Source organism: Bradyrhizobium sp. (genome assembly GCF_004799445.1).
In the GTDB taxonomy this organism is placed as follows: Bacteria; Pseudomonadota; Alphaproteobacteria; order Rhizobiales; family Xanthobacteraceae; genus Bradyrhizobium.
The window spans coordinates 1-17,983 of the sequence record NZ_SSNA01000141.1; the positions used below are offsets into that span (position 1 = coordinate 1).

Genomic DNA, 17,983 nt, shown 5'->3' on the forward strand with positions numbered 1-17,983 from the left:
CCTATGTCACGCCGGCGATGGAGAATGTCGTGCTGTGGCATGAGCGCGACATCTCGCACTCCTCGGCCGAGCGCATGATAGCGCCCGACGCCACGGTGACGCTGGATTTTGCGCTTAACCGCCTCGCCGGCCTGATCGACAAGCTCCTGATCTACCCTGCGAACATGATGAAGAACCTCGACCGGCTCGGCGGGCTCATTCATTCGCAACGGGTTCTGATCGCGCTGACTCAGAAGGGCGCCAGCCGCGAGGACGCCTACAAGCTCGTGCAGCGCAACGCGATGCCGGTATGGCGCGGCGAAGGCGACTTCCAGTCACTCCTGAAAAAGGACGCCGACGTGAGGAAGTATCTCACCGACGCCGAGATATCCGAGCAATTCGACCTCGGCTATCACTTCAAGCACGTCGATACGATCTTCCGGCGCGTGTTCGGGCAAGCGTAGAGCGAAACGGTCAGCGCGCCGGGAGCTTTGGCAGTTTTTCCAATTTGACCTCGGCCGTGCCGTGGTTATTCCGGTAGAACCAATCGTAGATCCACGGCAGGCTGATGACGGCATCGTTGACATAGAGGAATACCTCGCCGCTGCTTCGAGGTTTGAAGGTCGTGGTCCATGCCCCTTCTTTCTCCTCAAACTGCAGCAGATGCTCTTCCAGCCCCGGGCCGCCGACGCGAAGAATGGTGGCAAGCCAGTTCGACCATATCAACCGCCGGTAAGGCACGCCCGGCAACTGCAGCCAGGCGGCCTGGCGGTGATCGAAGCCGTTGGGGCTGGTCGCGATGTCAGCATCCATCCAGGGCTCTCCGATCACCAGCCTGATGCGATAGGTCTCGCCCTGCGTCACCTTCAGGCCGGTCGCGTTGCAGGCCATCGCGGTATTCATGACCGAAGCGGCGGCGGCCGAATTTTCCACTTCGACGCCGTCGGTCGCCTTGCAGATCAGGCCGAGTGTGTTGGCCGCTCCGAACGCGAGCCACCAGAACAGCCACCACATGATGACCGTGGGAAGGATCCAGTGTGTCAGGACATAAAACGTCGCCGGATAGACGCCAAACCTGCGCAGCCGATACACCGCGGCCCGCCACCCCGCCAGCTTGATGTGACTGCCCGGCGCGTGCCAGGCGACGCGCGCGACGTCGCGAACGGTCTGTTGAAGATTCTTGCCAACCAGCAGCAACACGCCGATTGCGACCACGCCGATCAGCACAAAGCCCGGTGCGTTGCGAAACGCGACAAACCAGGGCTCCAGCGCTCCGGGAAGGAATGATGCGGCCGCGTTGACGATCGGATTGACGAATCCACCGACGCTGCCAAGACCAAAGCCGAGAGCGTAGATCACAAAGAACGGAATCGAGACGACGAACAGCGTGAAGAACACGGTGAGGAAATAGACGATGCGGCGCAGCCAGATCCAGTTCCAGACATCGTCCTGGACACTGGACCGCCCCGGCGGATCCACGCGGTGCGGCCCGTCAAACAGCGTTCCGGCGCTGTCGGTGAACCTGTAACGGTCGGGGGCGGGAATTACGACGGGCGCATAGCGGTCGCACCCCTGCTCAATACGTTTGAAGACGGCATCGTGAATGGTGGGCTTCGGCACCGGCAACACGCTCTGCGGCATGCTGGGATGCAGATCCTGAAGGATTTGCGCCTGCGGGTCGGGCTGCCTCCACAGCAAGCGCCGGATCGTGCGGGCGTCGGCGCGGATCGAAAGCTTGTACGGCGGCTCCTTGTAAATATCCGCAAGGTTGCGCGGCTTGTAACGATAATAGCTCGCCAGTCCCTTGCGGGAATCATTGAGCTTGTCGTTGGGGTCGGTCTGGGGACTGAGCAGCAAATCCCGCTGCTCGTCGAGATAATGCAGGCCGTAGACCTTTGCCCGATCCATCATCCAGTCCAGCGTCACGAAGGAGAGCCCGTTCCGTGGATAGCCGCCGCCGATATCCGAATGCACGCCGGTGAACCACACCTGGCTGATGCGCTCGCGATCAATCGGCAGCACGTCCCTGCGGGCGTGCGGCGCGGGGTCCGTGGCCTTCGCGGCATCGCTGCGCGGATCGTAGTCGATGCCGAACAGCCATTGCGTCTTTTCCTGACCGTCCACCCGGGCCGTGCCGCGGACGTAACGTTCGTCCCAGATCACCGGGGTGAAGGCGTCGCGCTCGTCCTCCAGCGCCAGCGCGTGGCAGGCGCGGTGCACCTTCGCGTTCATAAAATGATCCGGCATCGACAGCGGCCAGATCCAGTAATCGATCGCGCGGGTCATCTCCTGGATCGGTCCGCCATACGCGTCGACGGTGTCCCATATCCCGACGAAATGAATGCTCTCGATCTGCGTTATCGCCGGCGCGCTCACCTTCTGGCCGCGAACCCGCAGCCACCACGAAATCACCTGGTCGCGCATGCCGCGCAAGTCGATATGGGCATAGCCGAGATATTTGAGGATGCCGCCGTTGAACCGGCGCCGGTAAAGACGATAGGCATCGGCGGCGAAACGCGCGAGATCGGCTTCATTGTTGTCGTAGTCGACAAGACCCTGCGACGCGATCATCCCGGTCACGATACGGATGGTGAAGGCGCCGCGGCTAAAGCCGAAACAATAGATGCGGTCGCCGGGCCGGTAATTGCGGCAACAAAAACTGTAGATGTCGATCACATTGCGCTTCAGGCCGAAGCCGAAGACGCCGCCGAGAATGGCAAACAGCTTGAACGACGAGGTGCCGACGCCGTCATCGTAATAGGCGACCTGGCTGGCGGGATCGGCGAGGTCGAGCGTCTGAAACAGACGCCAGACGTTGGTCTTGAACAATTTTGCCGAGCTATTGCCGGTACCGTCCGACAGCAGGACAATATTTTTTGGCGCAGCCTTCGGTTTGGTATTTTCCGGCATGGATCCCCCCACCCCAAAAAAAGCGCCTGTCGGGCAAGTTTGCCCGTAATTGTGGATGATGCAAGGCACAAGCAAAGGGCGAACGGACATATTCCCGCCTGCTCCGCGCCGCACACAGCCGAGCAAAAGCTACGGAACGGTAACCCCGGATCGGCTAGGATTGCCTTCGTGTCAGTACCCCCGACGATTCTTGTTTTCGATTCCGGCCTCGGCGGCCTCACGGTCTTGCGCGAGATCGTCAGGGCGCGGCCCGACGCGCATTATGTTTACGTCGCCGATGACGCGTTCTTTCCCTATGGCCACCACGGCGAGGACCAGATCATCGCCCGCGTGGTGCCGCTGATCGGCGAATTGATCGCAGCGCATCGCCCCGATCTGGTCGTGATCGCCTGCAACACCGCTTCCACGCTGGTGATGTCGCATCTTCGCGAGCGCTACGAGGTGCCGTTCGTCGGCACCGTGCCCGCGATCAAGCCGGCCTGCGCGGGTTCAACAACAAGGCGCGTGTCGGTGCTCGGCACCAGGGGCACCGTCAAGCGCGAATACACCAGGGCGCTGATCCGCGATTTCGCGCAAGGCTGCGAAGTCACGCTGGTCGGCTCAGCTGATCTGGCCGCGCTAGCGGAAGCGGCGCTGAGCGGCGAAGACGTCAGCGACGACCTGATCGCGGCGGAACTGGCGCCATGTTTTGTCGGCGCCGGCGCAAGCACCGCCATGCGCACCGACACGATCGTGCTGGCCTGCACCCATTATCCGTTGCTGATGGACCGGCTGGTGAAGCTTGCGCCGTGGCCAGTCGCCTGGATCGACCCGGCGCCCGCGATCGCCAGGCGGGTTGCGGATTTGCTCAAAGGTCCCGGCCGCAGAGCCGATCATGCCGGGGCCGAAATAGTTTTCACTTCCCGAAAGCCCCATACCCTCAGCGAGGCCTTGATGCCGTTTTTCGGCGGCCGCATTCCGGCCTGAAGCTACTGGAATCACTTGCGATTTATCTGACCGCCGTTCCCTTTCTACAACCGCTAGGTAGAACCATCTGGAGTCACACCCGCCGGTCCGTGCTAGATCAGGGCGGCGGCTGGGTGAAACCACCCGCGGATGGCAGTAGCGGGAACTTGAGCGGAACGATGCGCGGAACAGTTCGAAAAATCTCACTGCCGCGCCGTTTCATCGCCGACCTCATGCATGCGTCGATGCGCGTGCCGTTCGTGTCGCTCTCGCGAACGCTCGACATTCACCAATTGGTCGAGGCCCGCGCGCAGGCTACCCAACGGCCCGGCTGGGCGGCGATCTTCGTCAAGGCTTTCGCGCTGGTGGCCAGGGACGAACCTGTCCTGCGCACGCTCTACGTCAAATTGCCGTGGCCGCATTTCTTTGAACTGCCGCACAGCGTCGCCATGGTTGCGATCGCGCGGGTCGAGGAAGGCCGGGATTGCATCCTGCCCGAAAAGATCCCTGCACCGGATCAGCGGTCGCTGACCGATATCGACGCCCAGATCAGGCGCGCCAAGAATGCGCCGCTGATGGAAATCCCGTCTTTTCGGAAAATCCTGATGGCGACCAGGCTGCCGCTGCCGCTGCGCCGCCTGAGCTGGTTCATCGGCCTCAACGTCGGACGGATGTCCGCCAACAATTTTGGCAGCTTCGGGGTGACGTCGGTCGCCGCTTACGGTCCAGGCGAGCTTCACGCGCTAAGTCCCGGCCCCTTCATCGTAACCTACGGCGTGGTGAGGCCCGACCAAGGCATCGACGTCGTCATCCGCTGGGACCACCGGGTTACCGACGCCGCCTTGATCGCCCGGGTTCTGACCCGGCTGGAACAGGTGCTGAACGCCGGAATATCGGCCGAATTGCGCGGAAATCCGCAGCCGGCTGAGGTGAAGGCAGCCCGGGCAGCCGTGACCTGACGACCAGTAGGCCATCATTCCGGGGCGTCGCGGCAGCGACAAATCCGGAATCTCGAGATTCCGGGCCCAATGCTGCGCATCGCCCCGGAATGACGGTGTAACGCGGCGTTCTAATTGACAGGACAGCGGTTTCTGCCTAGAAACCGCTTGCTCGCGGGCCGTTTTCGGCCCGCGAAGCGTTTCGCGACCCGTGGTCCGTCCCTTACCTCAAGCTTTAGGGCTGGACCTGTCGGCACCGGGAAATTCCCGGTGCACAGGAGGGCGCGTTTCCTCAACACTCAAACTTACGAAGAGGACGCGATGACAAAGCGCAGTGAGGCGAAATACAAGATCGATCGCCGTATGGGCCAGAACATCTGGGGCCGCCCGAAGAGCCCGGTGAACCGCAGGGAATACGGCCCCGGCCAGCACGGCCAGCGCCGCAAGGGCAAGCTCTCCGACTTCGGCGTGCAGTTGCGCGCCAAGCAGAAGCTCAAGGGCTATTACGCCAACATTAGCGAACGCCAGTTCCACGGCATCTATGTCGAGGCCGGCCGGATGAAGGGCGATACCGGTGAAAACCTGATCGGCCTGCTGGAGCGCCGTCTCGACACCGTGGTCTACCGCTCCAAGTTCGTCGCCACCATGTTCGCCGCGCGCCAGTTCATCAATCACGGCCACGTCAAGGTCAACGGCCGCCGCGTCAACATCTCAAGCTACAAGCTGAAGGTCGGCGATCTGGTCGAGGTCAAGGAATCCTCAAAGCAGCTCACCGTCGTCCTCGAGGCGAGCCAGCTCGGCGAGCGCGACGTGCCGGACTTCCTTGAAGTCGATCACTCCAAGATGACGGCGAAGTTCGCCCGTATCCCCGCGCTGTCCGACGTGCCGTTCGCCGTGCAGATGGAGCCGCATCTGATCGTCGAATTCTATTCGCGCTGATTGATATCGGTCGCATTTGCGAAAGATCGAAGGCCCCGGTTTTGCCGGGGCCTTTTGTTTGGGTAAGATCAGTCGCCTAATGCACCGTCATTCCGGGATGGTCCGAAGGACCAGACCCGGAATGACGTGATCGAGACCAATCCAGCCAAGGCTTTGAGAACCCGCCATGACCTACACCCCTGCCCGTCCCGATCCCAGGGCGCCAGCCGTCCGCATCAACCTGTTGTCGGACACCCAGACCCGTCCGACGCCCGCGATGCGCGAGGCGATGGCGCGCGCCGAAGTGGGCGACGAGCAGGTCGGCGACGATCCGTCAGTAAATGTGCTGTGCGACCGGGTGGCCGATCTGCTCGGCAAGCAAGCCGCCGTGTTCCTGCCGTCAGGCACGATGTGCAACGTCGCGGCGACGCTGGTCCATTGCCGGCCCGGCGATGAAATCCTCGCGCATGCCTCGGCGCATATCATCGCCCGCGAAGGTGGCGCCCACGCTGCCCTCGGCGGATTCCAGATCACGGCGCTGCCCGGCGCCGACGGCCAGTTCACGCCTGATGCCTTTCGCACCGCACTTCATCCGCGCACCCGCTACCAGCCGCCGCAGACCCTGGTCAGCGCCGAACAGACCGCCAATATCGGCGGCGGCACCATCTGGAAGAGAGCCGATCTCGACGAGGTCGTGAAGATCGCGAAGGGCCACGGACTTGCCACCCACATGGACGGTGCGCGGCTGATGAACGCCTGCGTCGCCACCGGCTCCCCCGCGCGCGACATGGCGGAAGGATGGGATTCCGCCTGGATCGATTTCTCGAAGGGACTGGGTGCACCGATCGGCGCCGTGATCGCCGGCACGCGCGACTTCATCGATGAGGTCTGGCGCTGGAAGCAGCGGCTGGGCGGCTCGATGCGCCAGGCCGGTATTTGCGCCGCGGCCTGCACTTACACGCTCGATCACCATGTCGAGCGGCTAGCGGAGGACCACGCCAACGCCCGCGCGCTGGCACGCGGCTTGGCGCAGATTGCCGGCATTGAGGTGCAGCAGCCCGAGACCAATCTGGTTTTCTTCAGGCCTGACGGCGCCGGTGTCAGCGGCGATGCCATGGTCGGCGCGCTGCGCCAGCGCGGCGTGCTGCTCGCCATGATGGACGGCCGGATCCGCGCCTGCACCCATCTCGATGTCACGGCCGGGATGGTCGAAGAAACGGTCGGACTGGTGCGGGAGATCGTGCGGGGGGCCTGAGACAGGCTGTCCTCAGCGATCGGCGGCGTCGGTCGCAAGCCGCAGCGCCGCAAGCACCGATGTGAACACCATCGTGAACAGCAGGATCACGACGGTGGTTTCGCGCAGATCGGCGACGCGCCAGACATGGTTGGCGGCGTCGACGACTTCGCCGCTTTGGCCGATGAGAAACGGCGTCACATGGGTGAGGCCGGAGCAAAGATACAGCAAGATCGCCACCAGCCTGAGCGCGCGCGCCTGTTCGGCTGACTGCGCTAACACATAGCGCCGGCGGCTCAGATAAAGGGCGAACGCCTGATAGAACAGCCACGAAGTCAGCAGCCAGCCGAGATAGTTCGAAAGCGGAACACCGAAATGCGCCCCGCCGTCATGCCATATCCAGGCTTTTGAAATGGTCGCCTCGGGTGGGTCGATCACCACGTCCCATTGCGTCATCACGAATGCGGCGACCACGGGCAAAGCGATCAATTCGAGTGTCCGATGCGGCCGCGCCTGTGCCCCAAGCAAAGTCCCGGCCACGACCCACGAGAAATATCCCATGCCGAACCAGAGCGACCGACGATCACCGGAATGGCCCCGACATGCGGCAGGTTCGTTCCGACTTCGAAATGATAATGGCCGAAAGGAAATCCCGTAGCCGCGCCGAGGTTCTCTATCGCGAAGGTGATGACGAGGCAGATCGCGAACAGGGCGAGCGCATCCTTCCAACCATAGGATAAAGCCGCGTGGGCGCAGGCCGCCACGATTCCGACGGTCGCCAGACCTTGCGCGAACGGCGTCGGATTCCAGGAAAAACCAACGACCAGGGCCAGATAGACGGCGAGGACAATCCAGAAAGCTGTCTCAAGTGGCGGAGAGAAGCGGCCGCCGATGGCCTTTACGGTGTCTTGCACGGACATGGCTTGCTCCGGATGGCGGCGATGCCGATCACTTCTTCAGCGCCTGATAGATCAGCGCCTTGAGCTCGTTCAGAATGCGTTCGCGCTGCGACGGCGACTGCATCATGAGAATAGCGAACATATCGTCCTTTGGATCGATGAAAAAGAAGGTGCCGCCGACGCCGCCCCAGCGGTATTCGCCCAACGGCCACGACGTATTCGGAGGCACCGCGGTGCGCACGGCAAAGCCGAGACCGAAGCCGCTGGTTTCGCCCGGAAAGTAGTCATGATCGCGGGCGATTTTCGTCTCCGGCCCGATATGATCCGACGCCATCAGCGCGACGGTCTCGGGCTTGAGGTAGCGCCTGCCATCCAGCGTGCCGCCATTGAGCAGCATTTGCGCAAAGCGCCCGTAGTCCCCTGTTGTCCCGACCATGCCCGCCCCGCCGGACTCCCAGCGCCGCGGCACGATCGGATCCTTGATGCCGGCGATCGGACCGGTGAAGCGATCGGCGGGCAGCGGCTCGGCGACCCGCGGCCGCTTGGCGTCATCGGCGACGTAGAATGCGGTCTCGGTCATGCCGAGCGGATCGAGCAGCCGCTGTTTCTCGAATTGAAAGAGCGACTGTCCCGATACGATCTCGATGACGCGGCCGAGAACATCGGTGGAGTGACCGTAATCCCACAGCGTTCCCGGCTGTTCGGCGAGCGGAAGCTTTGCGATGCGCCCGGCGAACTGGGCGTTGTCGAAATCGCCGTCGAACAAATCCGAGTTCGCATAGAGTTTTCGCACCGGGCTGTCGCCGTAGAATCCGTAAGTCAGACCCGAGGTGTGGCGCAGCAGGTCCTCGATCCGGATTGGGCGATCGACCGGCTCGCTCACGAGCGGAGGCTTGCCATTTTCGTCGCGCTTCTCGACGGCGACCTTCACGTCGGCAAAGGCCGGAATATATTTCGAGACGGGATCGTCGAGCCGCAGCTCGCCGTCATCGACCAGCATCATGGCGGCGACGGATGTGATCGCCTTTGACATCGAATAGAGCCGAAAGATCGTGTCGGCGGTCATCGGACGCTTGCTGTCGACGTCGCGCAGGCCAAAACTTTCGAACAGGACGGGTTGACCGTGCTGCTGGATCAATAGAACCGCGCCGGGAATCTTGCCGCTCGTGATCTCGTTGCGGACGTAGTCTTCGACGCGCGCCAGCCCTTCCCGCGTAAAACCGGGGGAAACGGCGGGCGGCGATTCCGCGCGGCCGGTCTCGATCGCGATCGCGGCGAGGAGAAGCGCAAGGGCCGCTGCGACGTTGCGTCGCGTCGGACCGTCGGTCCTCGATCGCCTTGTCATCTGCATCACCGCCCGCTGGATCGGTCGAGTTTAGCGGCCGGCTCGGTCCGCACAAGGGTCGCCAAAGGCGGCCATCGCCTGCGCATGCAACCGGGCGCTCTCGTCCGAAAAGCAGCAGAAGATCACCCGGCGGATCGCGGGCACCGATTGCAGCGCGTCCACCGTGGCCGTTACCGCGATCCGCGCCGCGCGCTCGGCGGGAAAGCGGTAGATGCCGGTGGAGATGGCGGGAAAGGCAACCGAAGCAAGGCCGTGGCTCTGGCACAGCTCGATCGCGCGGGCGTAGCACGAGGCCAGCGCCTCGTCTTCGCCGCGGCGCCCCTGGTTCCAGACCGGACCGACGGCATGAATCACATGCCGGGCGGGCAGCCGATAGCCGGAGGTGATTTTGGCGCCGCCGGTCTCGCAGCCACGGAGCGTGCGGCATTCGTCGAGCAGCCCGGGCCCTGCGGCACGATGGATCGCACCATCGACACCGCCCCCGCCGAGCAGCGACGAATTGGCCGCGTTGACGATGGCATCAACGCGCAACGTCGTGATGTCGGCGACGATGACTTCCAGCCGCGCCGGACCCAGCTGGCGCGAAGCCAGGCTCAGAGGAAAAGCTCAGGCAGAGGCAGGCGCGCTGACCGTCACGCCCTTGTCGGCAAACAGCTGCTGCAGTTCGCCGGCCTGGAACATCTCGCGGATGATGTCGCAGCCGCCGACGAATTCGCCCTTGACGTAGAGCTGCGGAATGGTCGGCCAATTGGAGTAGGTCTTGATGCCGTTCCGCAAGTCGGCGGACTCAAGGACATTGAGCCCCTTGTAGCCGACGCCGACGTGGTCGAGAATTTGCACCACCTGTCCGGAGAAGCCGCACTGCGGAAACTGCGGCGTTCCCTTCATGAACAGCACGACGTCGTTCGACTTCACTTCGTTGTCAATGAATTGCTCGATGCTCATATTCAATTCCTCTTGGGGCGCGCGCGCGTCCGCATGGCGCCCTTGCGGCTAGACCTTCGGGCCATCGGACCCGCGACTACCATATATGTACCCCAAACGATTGTGCATCCAAAGCAAAATGCCGGGGAGCTGGCATGCACGTCCCTGCGCGGCACCACACCCCCGGGGCAAATCGCCCCGGCAGGTAACAAGGTCCTGACCCTGAGCGTACCCCCGAACATACCCTTGGGGAGGCTTTTTTCCCGGGCGGGAACCCCTATCTAGGACAGGCTGTTCTCGGGGAACCCCTCCGCCAGACCAACGTTCTCTTCCGAACCGGAGACGACAGTGACGAAACCAGCATCCGCCGCGCTCGCCGCCCCTTGCCCGTCACTATTCTCCGATTCCGGAAGCCCCGCCCACAACCTGGCGGAAGCGTTCCTTGCAGTGCGAAACGAAACCGAGCGCCGCGCCGGCCCTCTGACCCCGGAGGATCAGCTGATTCAGTCGATGCCGGACGCAAGCCCGGCGAAATGGCACCGTGCCCATACCACCTGGTTTTTCGAACAATTCCTGCTCGGCGAGCACTGCCGGGGATACCAGCGCTTTCATCCCGATTATGCGTTCCTGTTCAATTCCTACTATGTCAGCGCTGGCCCCCGGCATGCCCGTCACCAGCGCGGCCACCTGACCCGGCCCGGCGCCGATGACATCACGGCCTACCGGGCGCATGTCGACGCGGCGACCGTGAAGTTCTTTCATGAGGCCTCGGAGGACACGCTGGCTGCGATCGCGCCGCTGGTGGAAGTCGGCCTCCACCACGAGCAGCAGCATCAGGAATTGATGCTGACCGACATACTGCACGCCTTCGCGCAGAACCCGATTCCGCCGGCCTATGATCCGTCATGGCGCTTCCCCGCTTCAACGCGGAGCGGCGACGCGTCGCGCGCCGGCGGCGAATGGGTTGACCTCAACGAGGGCATCCACAGCATCGGGCATGCCGGCGAAACCTTCCATTTCGACAATGAGAAGCCGGTCCACCGCGCGCTGGTGGGGCCGGTCAGGCTGGCGCGCAACCTCGTCACCAACGCCGAATGGCTCGCCTTCATGGCAGATGGCGGCTATTCGACGCCGACGCTCTGGCTGATGGACGGTTTTGCCACCGTCGGCAACGAAGGATGGCAGGCGCCCGGTCACTGGCGCCAGATCGATGGCGAGTGGCAGGTCATGACGCTGGCGGGCGTAAGGCCGATCGATCCTTTGGCCCCGGTCTGCCACCTCAGCTATTACGAGGCCGACGCGTTCGCGCGCTGGAGCGGCAAGCATTTGCCCACCGAAATGGAATGGGAGGTCGCAGCGCGCGCCGGCCATCTCAACGATGCCTTTGGCATCGTGTGGCAGTGGACCCGCAGCGCCTATGCTCCCTATCCCGGCTACCGGGCGATCGAGGGCGCGCTCGGCGAATACAACGGCAAGTTCATGGTCAACCAACTGGTGCTGCGCGGTTCATCGCTTGCGACTCCCATCGGACATAGCCGTATCAGCTATCGCAATTTCTTCTATCCCCATCACCGCTGGCAATTCACGGGGTTGCGGCTCGCCGATTACGCCGGCTGAATTTTTCGAATTCAAACCGCGCCGGAAGGCGCGCTTTCGGAGACTGTCATGAATTTGCACGCCCCCGCTTTGACCAAAGCGCAGCATTTCGACGAGCATGCTTCGGTATTTGCCCGCGACGTGATCGACGATCTGTCGCAGCAGCCGAAACGGCTGTCGCCGAAATATTTCTACGACGCCGCGGGCTCGGAGCTGTTCGAGCAGATTACGCTGTTGCCGGAATATTATCCGACCCGCACCGAACTGACGATCCTGCGGGACCGCGGCCGGGCGATATCGGCGATCGTGCCCGACGGCGCGGCGCTGGTGGAATTCGGCGCGGGCGCCACCACCAAAGTGCGGCTGCTGCTGAATGAATGCTCATTCAGCGCCTACGTTCCCGTCGACATTTCCGGCGACTTCCTGACAGCCCAGGCCAACGCCTTGCGCGCGGATTTCCCCGGGCTCGATGTTCATCCGGTCACGGCGGATTTCACCACGCCGTTCGTATTGCCCGAGGCCGTCAGCAAGATGCCGAAGGTCGGATTTTTCCCGGGGTCCACGCTTGGCAATTTCGAGCCGCATGAAGCTAGCGCCTTCCTGCGCAGCGCCCGCGGCATTCTGGGGAACGGCGCGCGGATGGTCATCGGCGTCGATCTCGAGAAGGACGAGCGCGTACTGTACAAGGCCTATAACGATGCCGCGGGCGTCACCGCGCGCTTCAACCTGAATGTGCTCCATCGCATCAACCGCGAATTGGGCGGTAATTTCGACATCAGCGCGTTCATGCATCGTGCCATCTATAACCGCGATCGCCATCGCATCGAAATGCATCTGATCAGCAAGAAAGCGTTGACCGCGCGGGTACTGGGGCGGAATTTTTCATTTCGCCCCGGCGAAAGCATCCACACCGAGAGCAGCTACAAATACAGCCTCGAGCGTTTCACCGCGCTTGCCAGAGGTTCGGGCTGGACGCCGCTGGAATCATGGACGGACCCGGCCGGCATGTTTTCGGTTCACGCGCTGGTGGCCTCGGAGTGAGGTTTTTCAGCGCCTGATTCTGCCGATCGGGATTCGGCGGCGGTGGACCGCAGCGAGATCGATTCCCAGGCGGCGACGATGATCATCAGCGCCGACGTCACGATCGACAGCATCAGCGGCGACAGATCGCCGGCAAACCAGCCCAGCGCGCATAGCGCGATGATGCCGGCGCCGTGGGAGAGCTGCAGCCAGCCGCGAATGGTGTGCTTGAAGAGGATGGTTCCGATCAGAAACAGCAGCGGGCCGCCGACCGCGCTCAGCACGGTTCGGAGGTCGGCGTGGCCTTCGGGATGCTGCAGCACGAGTTCATCGGCCACCGCGGAGAGAATGATGCCGGCGACAATGGGCATATGCAGATAGGTGTAGGCCAGCCGCGCCAGCCGTCCCGGCTCGCTCGAATTTGAAATCAGTTCCGACCCCGCTTCGGCGCCCTTGTGGAAATAGATCCACCACATCGCGAGACTGCCTGCAAAGGCCGAGACGAACGCCACGACCGTCTCGGTGGTCCAGGTCAGTTCGGCGAACGTCGCACCGGTCACGACAATGGATTCCCCGAGTGCGATGATGATGAACCCGGCGCAGCGCTCGGCCATATGGCCGCCCTCGACCGCCCAGTCCTCGATCGAGGACGCACCATATTTCGGGATCCAGAACCGCGCCGCCGGCGAGAGGTATTCGATCGCCAGCGCCACGGCCCAAAGCGCCAGCCGCGTCTCTCCCTCACGCAGGCCGCCGATGATCCAGAACACCGCCGACGCGGTCAGCCAAACCAAGATGCGGATCGCATTCATCCGGATCGACGGTCGCCTGCGCGGGACCGACGCCAGCAGGAAGAGGGTGCGGCCAACCTGCATCGCGGCATAAGCGAGCGCGAACCACAATCCCCTGTTCTCAAAGGCTGTTGGAATGGAAGTGGAGAGCACGAGCCCGCCGAGCATCAGCAGGAACAGCAGCATCCGAACCGGGGTGAGTTCAGGATTGAGCCAGTTGGTGATCCAGGAGGTGTAGACCCACACCCACCAGACGGCCAGGAAAAGCAGCGTCGTCTGCAACGCCCCGAGCGGGGTGAAGCGGCCCAGCAACGTGTGCGATATCTGCGTCACCGCGAAAACGAACACCAGATCGAACAGCAGTTCGGCATAGGTCACGCGGCTATGCTGTTTCGGCAGGATGGGACGAAACAACGCGCCGCGTTCAGTGTCCGACGCCATGGCGCCCCCCGCCCCGGTTGTCAGGTCTCGGGCACCCCGGTCCGTCAGGTGCCCCCGGGACCGTCAGGTACCCCCGTCTGCAGCGCCAGCGCGTGAAGCACGCCGCCCATCTGTCCTTGCAGCGATTGATAGACGATCTGATGCTGCTGGACACGGGATTTGCCACGGAATGACGCCGAGATCACGGTCGCCGCATAGTGGTCACCATCGCCCGCCAGATCGCGGATCGTCACCTCGGCGTCGGGTATAGCTGCCTTGATCATCGATTCGATGTCGTGGGCGTCCATCGGCATCCCAAATCTCTCCAATCCGGCGTTTCGAGTCGCCCCCGGCTTCGTTGCCGCGGCACCTCAACTTAGCGTCCAGACCCTTCTAGGTCACGCGTTGTCGCACTATATTCCCCATCTGATGATTGCAAAGCCGAAAGGATCGTACCGTACGATCACAACGGGCTGACCAAGAGGCTGACAACCATGAAGCTCCCCGGTCCCGACCACCCCATCACCATTACCACAAACCCGAAGCGCGTCCGCGTCTCCGCCGGCGGCGTCGTGATCGCCGATACCACCGCTGCCCTGACGCTGAAGGAAGCGAGCTACCCGGCGGTGAATTATGTGCCGCGCAAGGATGCCAACATGGCGCTATTGGCGCGCACCGAGCGGGTGACGCACTGCCCCTACAAGGGGGATGCGAGCTATTTCAGCATCGTCGCCGACGGCAAGACCATCGAGAATGCGATCTGGATCTACGAGACGCCATTCCCGGCGATGGCGGAAATCTCCGGCCATCTGGCGTTCTATCCCGACAGGGTCACCATCGAGGAAGTGGTCTGAGGGGACCATATTGTAGCCCGGATGAGCGAAGCGACATCCGGGGCGGCGTCACATTCGTTCCCGGATGTCGCTTCGCTCATCCGGGCTACACTCGTTTCAGGCCGCGCTACCGTTCATGTAAGCCGGCAACCAGCTCTCGAAGCCGGCTTTCAGGGACGCTACCGAAACCGGCTGCTCGCCGGCAACCGCGACCGCATCGCCGCCGGTGGTGCCGATCCGCGTGCACGGCACGCCGGCGCCCTTCATCTTCGCCAGCACCAGGCCGGCCTGCTCGGCGGACACCGTGACGACGTAGCGCGCCTGATCTTCGCCGAACCAGTACGCATGCGGCACGATCGATCCTGGTGCAGCCAATAGCTGTGCGCCGATCCCACTTGCGATCGCCATCTCGGCCAACGCAATCAGGAGCCCGCCGTCGGAAACGTCATGCGCCGCGGTCGCGGTGCCGGCATGGATCATGCCGCGCACCACATCGCCGTTGCGTTTTTCAGCCGCAAGATCGACCGGCGGCGGCGCGCCCTCTTCGCGGCCGCAGATGTCGCGCAGATAGACGGACTGGCCGAGCCAGCCGTGAGTCTCGCCGATCAAAAGGATCGCCTCGCCTTCGGCCTTGAACGACAGCGTCGCGGATTTGGTGAAATCATCGAGCAATCCGACGCCGCCGATCGAGGGCGTCGGCAGGATGCCGCGACCGTTGGTCTCGTTGTAGAGCGAGACATTGCCGGAGACGACGGGAAAGTCGAGCGCGCGGCAGGCTTCCGAAATGCCCTTCAGGCAGCCGACGAACTGGCCCATGATTTCGGGGCGCTCCGGATTGCCGAAATTGAGATTGTCGGTAATCGCCAGCGGCCGGCCGCCGACGGCGGTGATGTTGCGCCAGGCTTCCGCCACCGCCTGCTTGCCGCCTTCGACCGGGTCAGCTTCGCAATAACGCGGCGTGACGTCGACGGTGAGCGCGAGCCCCTTCGGGCCATCCTGCACCCGCACCACCGCGGCATCGCCGCCGGGCCGTTGCACGGTATTGCCCAGAATGACGTGATCGTATTGCTCCCACACCCAGCGCTTCGAGCACAGCTCGGGCTTGGCGATCAATTTTTCCAGCGCCGGCATGATGCCGACCGGCGGCTTCACGTCGCGCGCGTGGATCACCGGCAACGGCGGCGGAGCCAGGTGCGGCCGGTCGTACAGCGGCGCCTCGTCGCCGAGTTCCTTGATCGGCAGGTCGGCCATCACATCGCCGCCGTGCTTCACCACAAACCGCTTGCTCGGCGTGGTATAGCCGATGACGGCAAAATCCAGTCCCCATTTCCGGAAGATCGCCTCGGCCTGTTTTTCCTTCTCGGGCTTGAGCACCATGAGCATGCGCTCCTGGCTCTCCGAGAGCATCATCTCGTAGGCGCTCATGCCGGTTTCGCGCGTCGGCACCGCGTCGAGATTGAGATCGACGCCGAGATCGCCCTTGGCCCCCATCTCGACCGCCGAGCAGGTCAGGCCCGCCGCACCCATGTCCTGGATCGCGATCACGCAATCGGCCGCCATGATTTCAAGACATGCTTCCAGCAGAAGCTTCTCGGCAAAGGGATCGCCGACCTGCACGGTCGGGCGCTTCTCGGCCGAATCGTCGTCGAATTCGGCCGATGCCATCGAGGCGCCGTGGATGCCGTCGCGGCCGGTCTTGGAGCCGAGATAGACGATCGGCATGTTCACGCCGGAGGCCGCCGCATAGAAGATCTTGTCGGTGTCGGCGAGGCCCACCGCCATCGCATTGACGAGGATGTTGCCGTCATAGCGGGTGTGGAAACGGACCTGGCCGCCGACGGTCGGCACGCCGAACGAGTTGCCGTAGCCGCCGACGCCGGCGACGACGCCCGAGACGAGATGGCGGGTCTTGGGATGTTCCGGCGCGCCGAAGGAGAGCGCATTGAGGCAGGCGATCGGCCGCGCCCCCATCGTGAACACATCGCGCAGGATGCCGCCGACGCCGGTGGTCGCGCCCTGATAGGGCTCGATATAGCTCGGGTGGTTGTGGCTCTCCATCTTGAACACCACCGCCTGGCCATCGCCGATGTCGATGACGCCCGCGTTCTCGCCCGGCCCCTGGATCACCCAGGGCGCCTTGGTCGGTAGGCCGCGCAGATGGATGCGCGAGGACTTGTAGGAGCAGTGCTCGTTCCACATCGCCGAGAAAATCCCGAGCTCTGTGAAACTCGGCACCCGGCCGATCAGTTTCAGGATGCGCTCATACTCGTCCGGCTTCAGCCCGTGGCTGGCGACAATTTCGGGGGTGATTTGCGGCTGGTTAGATTGCATATGCTGAAGCTCTCGCCCGGATCGCGTCTCCGTTCCCTCCCCCCTTGCGGGGGAGGGCTAGGGAGGGGGGTGAGCCCCAAGCGCCGGCATTCGTGGTACCCCCCTCTCCAACTCTCCCCCGCAAGGGGGGAGAGAGCACAGGGTACTGCGCGGATAGATTGTTGCCGAATATCAGGAAACTCACTTCAGCAGCGCTCACGCCGCGTGCTCCAGATGCGCGACCAGGCCTGCGAACAGACCGCGGCCGTCTGTGCAGCCCATGATGTCTTCGACGTGGTTTTCCGGATGCGGCATCATGCCGAGTACGTTGCCACGCTCGTTGACGATGCCGGCGATCGAATGCGCCGCGCCGTTGATATTGGCGGGCTCGTCGACCACGCCTTGGGGCGAGCAATAACGGTAGAGCACCCGCCCCTCACCCTCCAGCCGCTTCAGCGTCTCTTCATCCGCCTCGTAATTGCCCTCGCCATGGGCGACCGGCACACGAATGATCTGCCCGGCATTGTAGCCGCGCGTGAAAGCCGTGTCGGATCGCTCCACCCGCATATGCACGTCACGGCAGATGAATTTCAGCCGCGCATTGCGCATCAGGACGCCGGGCAAGAGGCCTGCCTCACAGAGAATCTGAAAGCCGTTGCAGACGCCGAGCACGAGACCGCCATCGGCCGCAAAGGCCCGCACCGCGTCCATCACCGGCGCCCGCGCGGCGATGGCGCCACAGCGCAAATAATCGCCGTAGGAAAATCCGCCGGGCACCACCACGAGATCGGTCCCCTTCGGCAGCGACGTCTCGGCATGCCAGACCATCGCGGCTTGGTGGCCGGATGCGAGCTTGAGCGCGCGCGCCATGTCGCGCTCGCGATTGATTCCGGGAAAGACGAGGACGGCGGATTTCATCGG

At 63.4% G+C, this 17,983-nt stretch carries 17 protein-coding genes and 1 pseudogene; 8 read left to right on the forward strand and 10 right to left on the reverse strand.

What is annotated here, in order from left to right; all coding sequences use genetic code 11:
• Positions 1–443 (forward strand): annotated as a pseudogene (locus tag E8A46_RS19370) (adenylosuccinate lyase); the annotation flags it as partial.
• A 10-nt stretch (positions 444–453) separates the two neighbouring features.
• On the opposite strand, the gene E8A46_RS19375 reads toward E8A46_RS19370, so the two are convergent.
• Positions 454–2,889, reverse strand: a complete 2,436-nt coding sequence (locus E8A46_RS19375; protein WP_291564528.1) for a DUF2235 domain-containing protein — start codon at positions 2,887–2,889, stop codon at positions 454–456.
• Between the two features lie 168 nt (positions 2,890–3,057).
• Here E8A46_RS19375 and murI point away from each other — a divergent pair, with 168 nt between their 5' ends.
• The 4 genes from murI (at position 3,058) to E8A46_RS19395 (ending at position 6,945) form a co-directional block, all read left to right on the forward strand.
• Positions 3,058–3,855, forward strand: a complete 798-nt coding sequence (gene murI, locus E8A46_RS19380) for a glutamate racemase (RefSeq protein ID WP_291564531.1) — start codon at positions 3,058–3,060, stop codon at positions 3,853–3,855.
• Between the two features lie 158 nt (positions 3,856–4,013).
• Positions 4,014–4,793 carry an acyltransferase gene (locus tag E8A46_RS19385; protein ID WP_291564535.1) on the forward strand — a complete coding sequence of 260 codons (780 nt, stop codon included), beginning with the start codon at positions 4,014–4,016 and terminating at the stop codon, positions 4,791–4,793.
• Positions 4,794–5,093: 300 nt separating this feature from the next.
• Positions 5,094–5,711: a 30S ribosomal protein S4 gene (rpsD, locus tag E8A46_RS19390; protein WP_291564538.1), complete on the forward strand. Its 618-nt coding sequence runs from the start codon at positions 5,094–5,096 to the stop codon at positions 5,709–5,711.
• 166 nt (positions 5,712–5,877) lie between these two features.
• On the forward strand, positions 5,878–6,945 hold the full coding sequence (locus E8A46_RS19395; protein WP_291564541.1) for a threonine aldolase family protein: 1,068 nt from the start codon (positions 5,878–5,880) through the stop codon (positions 6,943–6,945).
• 12 nt (positions 6,946–6,957) lie between these two features.
• On the opposite strand, the gene E8A46_RS19400 is transcribed toward E8A46_RS19395, so the two are convergent.
• From E8A46_RS19400 to grxD, 5 genes are read right to left on the reverse strand one after another with little or no spacing between them, the layout of a single operon-like run.
• A complete protein-coding gene (locus E8A46_RS19400) occupies positions 6,958–7,485 on the reverse strand; it encodes a carotenoid biosynthesis protein (RefSeq protein WP_291564544.1) in 528 nt (175 codons plus the stop codon).
• Entirely contained in the window at positions 7,410–7,844 is a 435-nt protein-coding gene (locus E8A46_RS19405; RefSeq protein ID WP_291564547.1) for a carotenoid biosynthesis protein, read from the reverse strand. Before E8A46_RS19405 ends, E8A46_RS19400 begins: the two co-directional genes overlap by 76 nt.
• A gap of 28 nt (positions 7,845–7,872) precedes the next feature.
• Positions 7,873–9,168 carry a serine hydrolase domain-containing protein gene (locus E8A46_RS19410; protein WP_291564550.1) on the reverse strand — a complete coding sequence of 432 codons (1,296 nt, stop codon included), beginning with the start codon at positions 9,166–9,168 and terminating at the stop codon, positions 7,873–7,875.
• Positions 9,169–9,198: 30 nt separating this feature from the next.
• Positions 9,199–9,765, reverse strand: coding sequence for an O-acetyl-ADP-ribose deacetylase (locus E8A46_RS19415; protein WP_291564752.1), 567 nt, complete (start codon positions 9,763–9,765; stop codon positions 9,199–9,201).
• A 9-nt stretch (positions 9,766–9,774) separates the two neighbouring features.
• Positions 9,775–10,113 carry a Grx4 family monothiol glutaredoxin gene (gene grxD, locus E8A46_RS19420; protein ID WP_291564555.1) on the reverse strand — a complete coding sequence of 113 codons (339 nt, stop codon included), beginning with the start codon at positions 10,111–10,113 and terminating at the stop codon, positions 9,775–9,777.
• Between the two features lie 327 nt (positions 10,114–10,440).
• Here grxD and egtB point away from each other — a divergent pair, with 327 nt between their 5' ends.
• Both egtB and egtD read left to right on the forward strand, forming a co-directional pair.
• On the forward strand, positions 10,441–11,709 hold the full coding sequence (gene egtB, locus E8A46_RS19425; RefSeq protein WP_291564558.1) for an ergothioneine biosynthesis protein EgtB: 1,269 nt from the start codon (positions 10,441–10,443) through the stop codon (positions 11,707–11,709).
• A gap of 48 nt (positions 11,710–11,757) precedes the next feature.
• A complete protein-coding gene (gene egtD, locus E8A46_RS19430; RefSeq protein WP_291564561.1) occupies positions 11,758–12,729 on the forward strand; it encodes an L-histidine N(alpha)-methyltransferase in 972 nt (323 codons plus the stop codon).
• Here the strand turns inward: egtD and E8A46_RS19435 are convergent.
• Together E8A46_RS19435 and E8A46_RS19440 are read right to left on the reverse strand one after the other, a co-directional pair.
• Positions 12,705–13,940, reverse strand: a complete 1,236-nt coding sequence (locus E8A46_RS19435) for a low temperature requirement protein A (RefSeq protein ID WP_291564565.1) — start codon at positions 13,938–13,940, stop codon at positions 12,705–12,707. The genes egtD and E8A46_RS19435 overlap by 25 nt on opposite strands.
• 44 nt (positions 13,941–13,984) lie before the next feature.
• Positions 13,985–14,233: a BolA family transcriptional regulator gene (locus tag E8A46_RS19440; RefSeq protein ID WP_291564568.1), complete on the reverse strand. Its 249-nt coding sequence runs from the start codon at positions 14,231–14,233 to the stop codon at positions 13,985–13,987.
• Between the two features lie 180 nt (positions 14,234–14,413).
• Between E8A46_RS19440 and E8A46_RS19445 the strand changes: the two genes are divergently transcribed.
• The gene (locus E8A46_RS19445) at positions 14,414–14,773 is read left to right on the forward strand and encodes a DUF427 domain-containing protein (protein ID WP_291564571.1); all 360 of its coding nucleotides are present in this window, start codon (positions 14,414–14,416) and stop codon (positions 14,771–14,773) included.
• A 96-nt stretch (positions 14,774–14,869) separates the two neighbouring features.
• Here the strand turns inward: E8A46_RS19445 and purL are convergent, their stop codons facing one another.
• Both purL and purQ read right to left on the reverse strand, forming a co-directional pair.
• Positions 14,870–17,083 carry a phosphoribosylformylglycinamidine synthase subunit PurL gene (purL, locus tag E8A46_RS19450; protein ID WP_291564574.1) on the reverse strand — a complete coding sequence of 738 codons (2,214 nt, stop codon included), beginning with the start codon at positions 17,081–17,083 and terminating at the stop codon, positions 14,870–14,872.
• Positions 17,084–17,278: 195 nt separating this feature from the next.
• Positions 17,279–17,980 (reverse strand): phosphoribosylformylglycinamidine synthase subunit PurQ, encoded by a 702-nt coding sequence (gene purQ, locus E8A46_RS19455; protein ID WP_291564576.1) that lies wholly within the window; start codon positions 17,978–17,980, stop codon positions 17,279–17,281.
• Between the last annotated feature and the right edge of the window lie 3 nt (positions 17,981–17,983).

What these genes read in the sequence shown, in the direction of transcription:
- grxD (WP_291564555.1), bottom strand. Translation starts at nt 10,113, where the DNA reads ATGAGCATCGAGCAATTCATTGACAACGAAGTGAAGTCGAACGACGTC.
- purQ (WP_291564576.1), bottom strand. Translation starts at nt 17,980, where the DNA reads ATGAAATCCGCCGTCCTCGTCTTTCCCGGAATCAATCGCGAGCGCGAC.
- E8A46_RS19375 (WP_291564528.1), bottom strand. Translation starts at nt 2,889, where the DNA reads ATGCCGGAAAATACCAAACCGAAGGCTGCGCCAAAAAATATTGTCCTG.
- E8A46_RS19395 (WP_291564541.1), top strand. Translation starts at nt 5,878, where the DNA reads ATGACCTACACCCCTGCCCGTCCCGATCCCAGGGCGCCAGCCGTCCGC.
- E8A46_RS19440 (WP_291564568.1), bottom strand. Translation starts at nt 14,233, where the DNA reads ATGCCGATGGACGCCCACGACATCGAATCGATGATCAAGGCAGCTATA.
- E8A46_RS19400 (WP_291564544.1), bottom strand. Translation starts at nt 7,485, where the DNA reads ATGGGATATTTCTCGTGGGTCGTGGCCGGGACTTTGCTTGGGGCACAG.
- E8A46_RS19445 (WP_291564571.1), top strand. Translation starts at nt 14,414, where the DNA reads ATGAAGCTCCCCGGTCCCGACCACCCCATCACCATTACCACAAACCCG.
- rpsD (WP_291564538.1), top strand. Translation starts at nt 5,094, where the DNA reads ATGACAAAGCGCAGTGAGGCGAAATACAAGATCGATCGCCGTATGGGC.
- E8A46_RS19405 (WP_291564547.1), bottom strand. Translation starts at nt 7,844, where the DNA reads ATGTCCGTGCAAGACACCGTAAAGGCCATCGGCGGCCGCTTCTCTCCG.
- E8A46_RS19385 (WP_291564535.1), top strand. Translation starts at nt 4,014, where the DNA reads ATGCGCGGAACAGTTCGAAAAATCTCACTGCCGCGCCGTTTCATCGCC.
- E8A46_RS19435 (WP_291564565.1), bottom strand. Translation starts at nt 13,940, where the DNA reads ATGGCGTCGGACACTGAACGCGGCGCGTTGTTTCGTCCCATCCTGCCG.
- purL (WP_291564574.1), bottom strand. Translation starts at nt 17,083, where the DNA reads ATGCAATCTAACCAGCCGCAAATCACCCCCGAAATTGTCGCCAGCCAC.
- egtD (WP_291564561.1), top strand. Translation starts at nt 11,758, where the DNA reads ATGAATTTGCACGCCCCCGCTTTGACCAAAGCGCAGCATTTCGACGAG.
- E8A46_RS19410 (WP_291564550.1), bottom strand. Translation starts at nt 9,168, where the DNA reads ATGACAAGGCGATCGAGGACCGACGGTCCGACGCGACGCAACGTCGCA.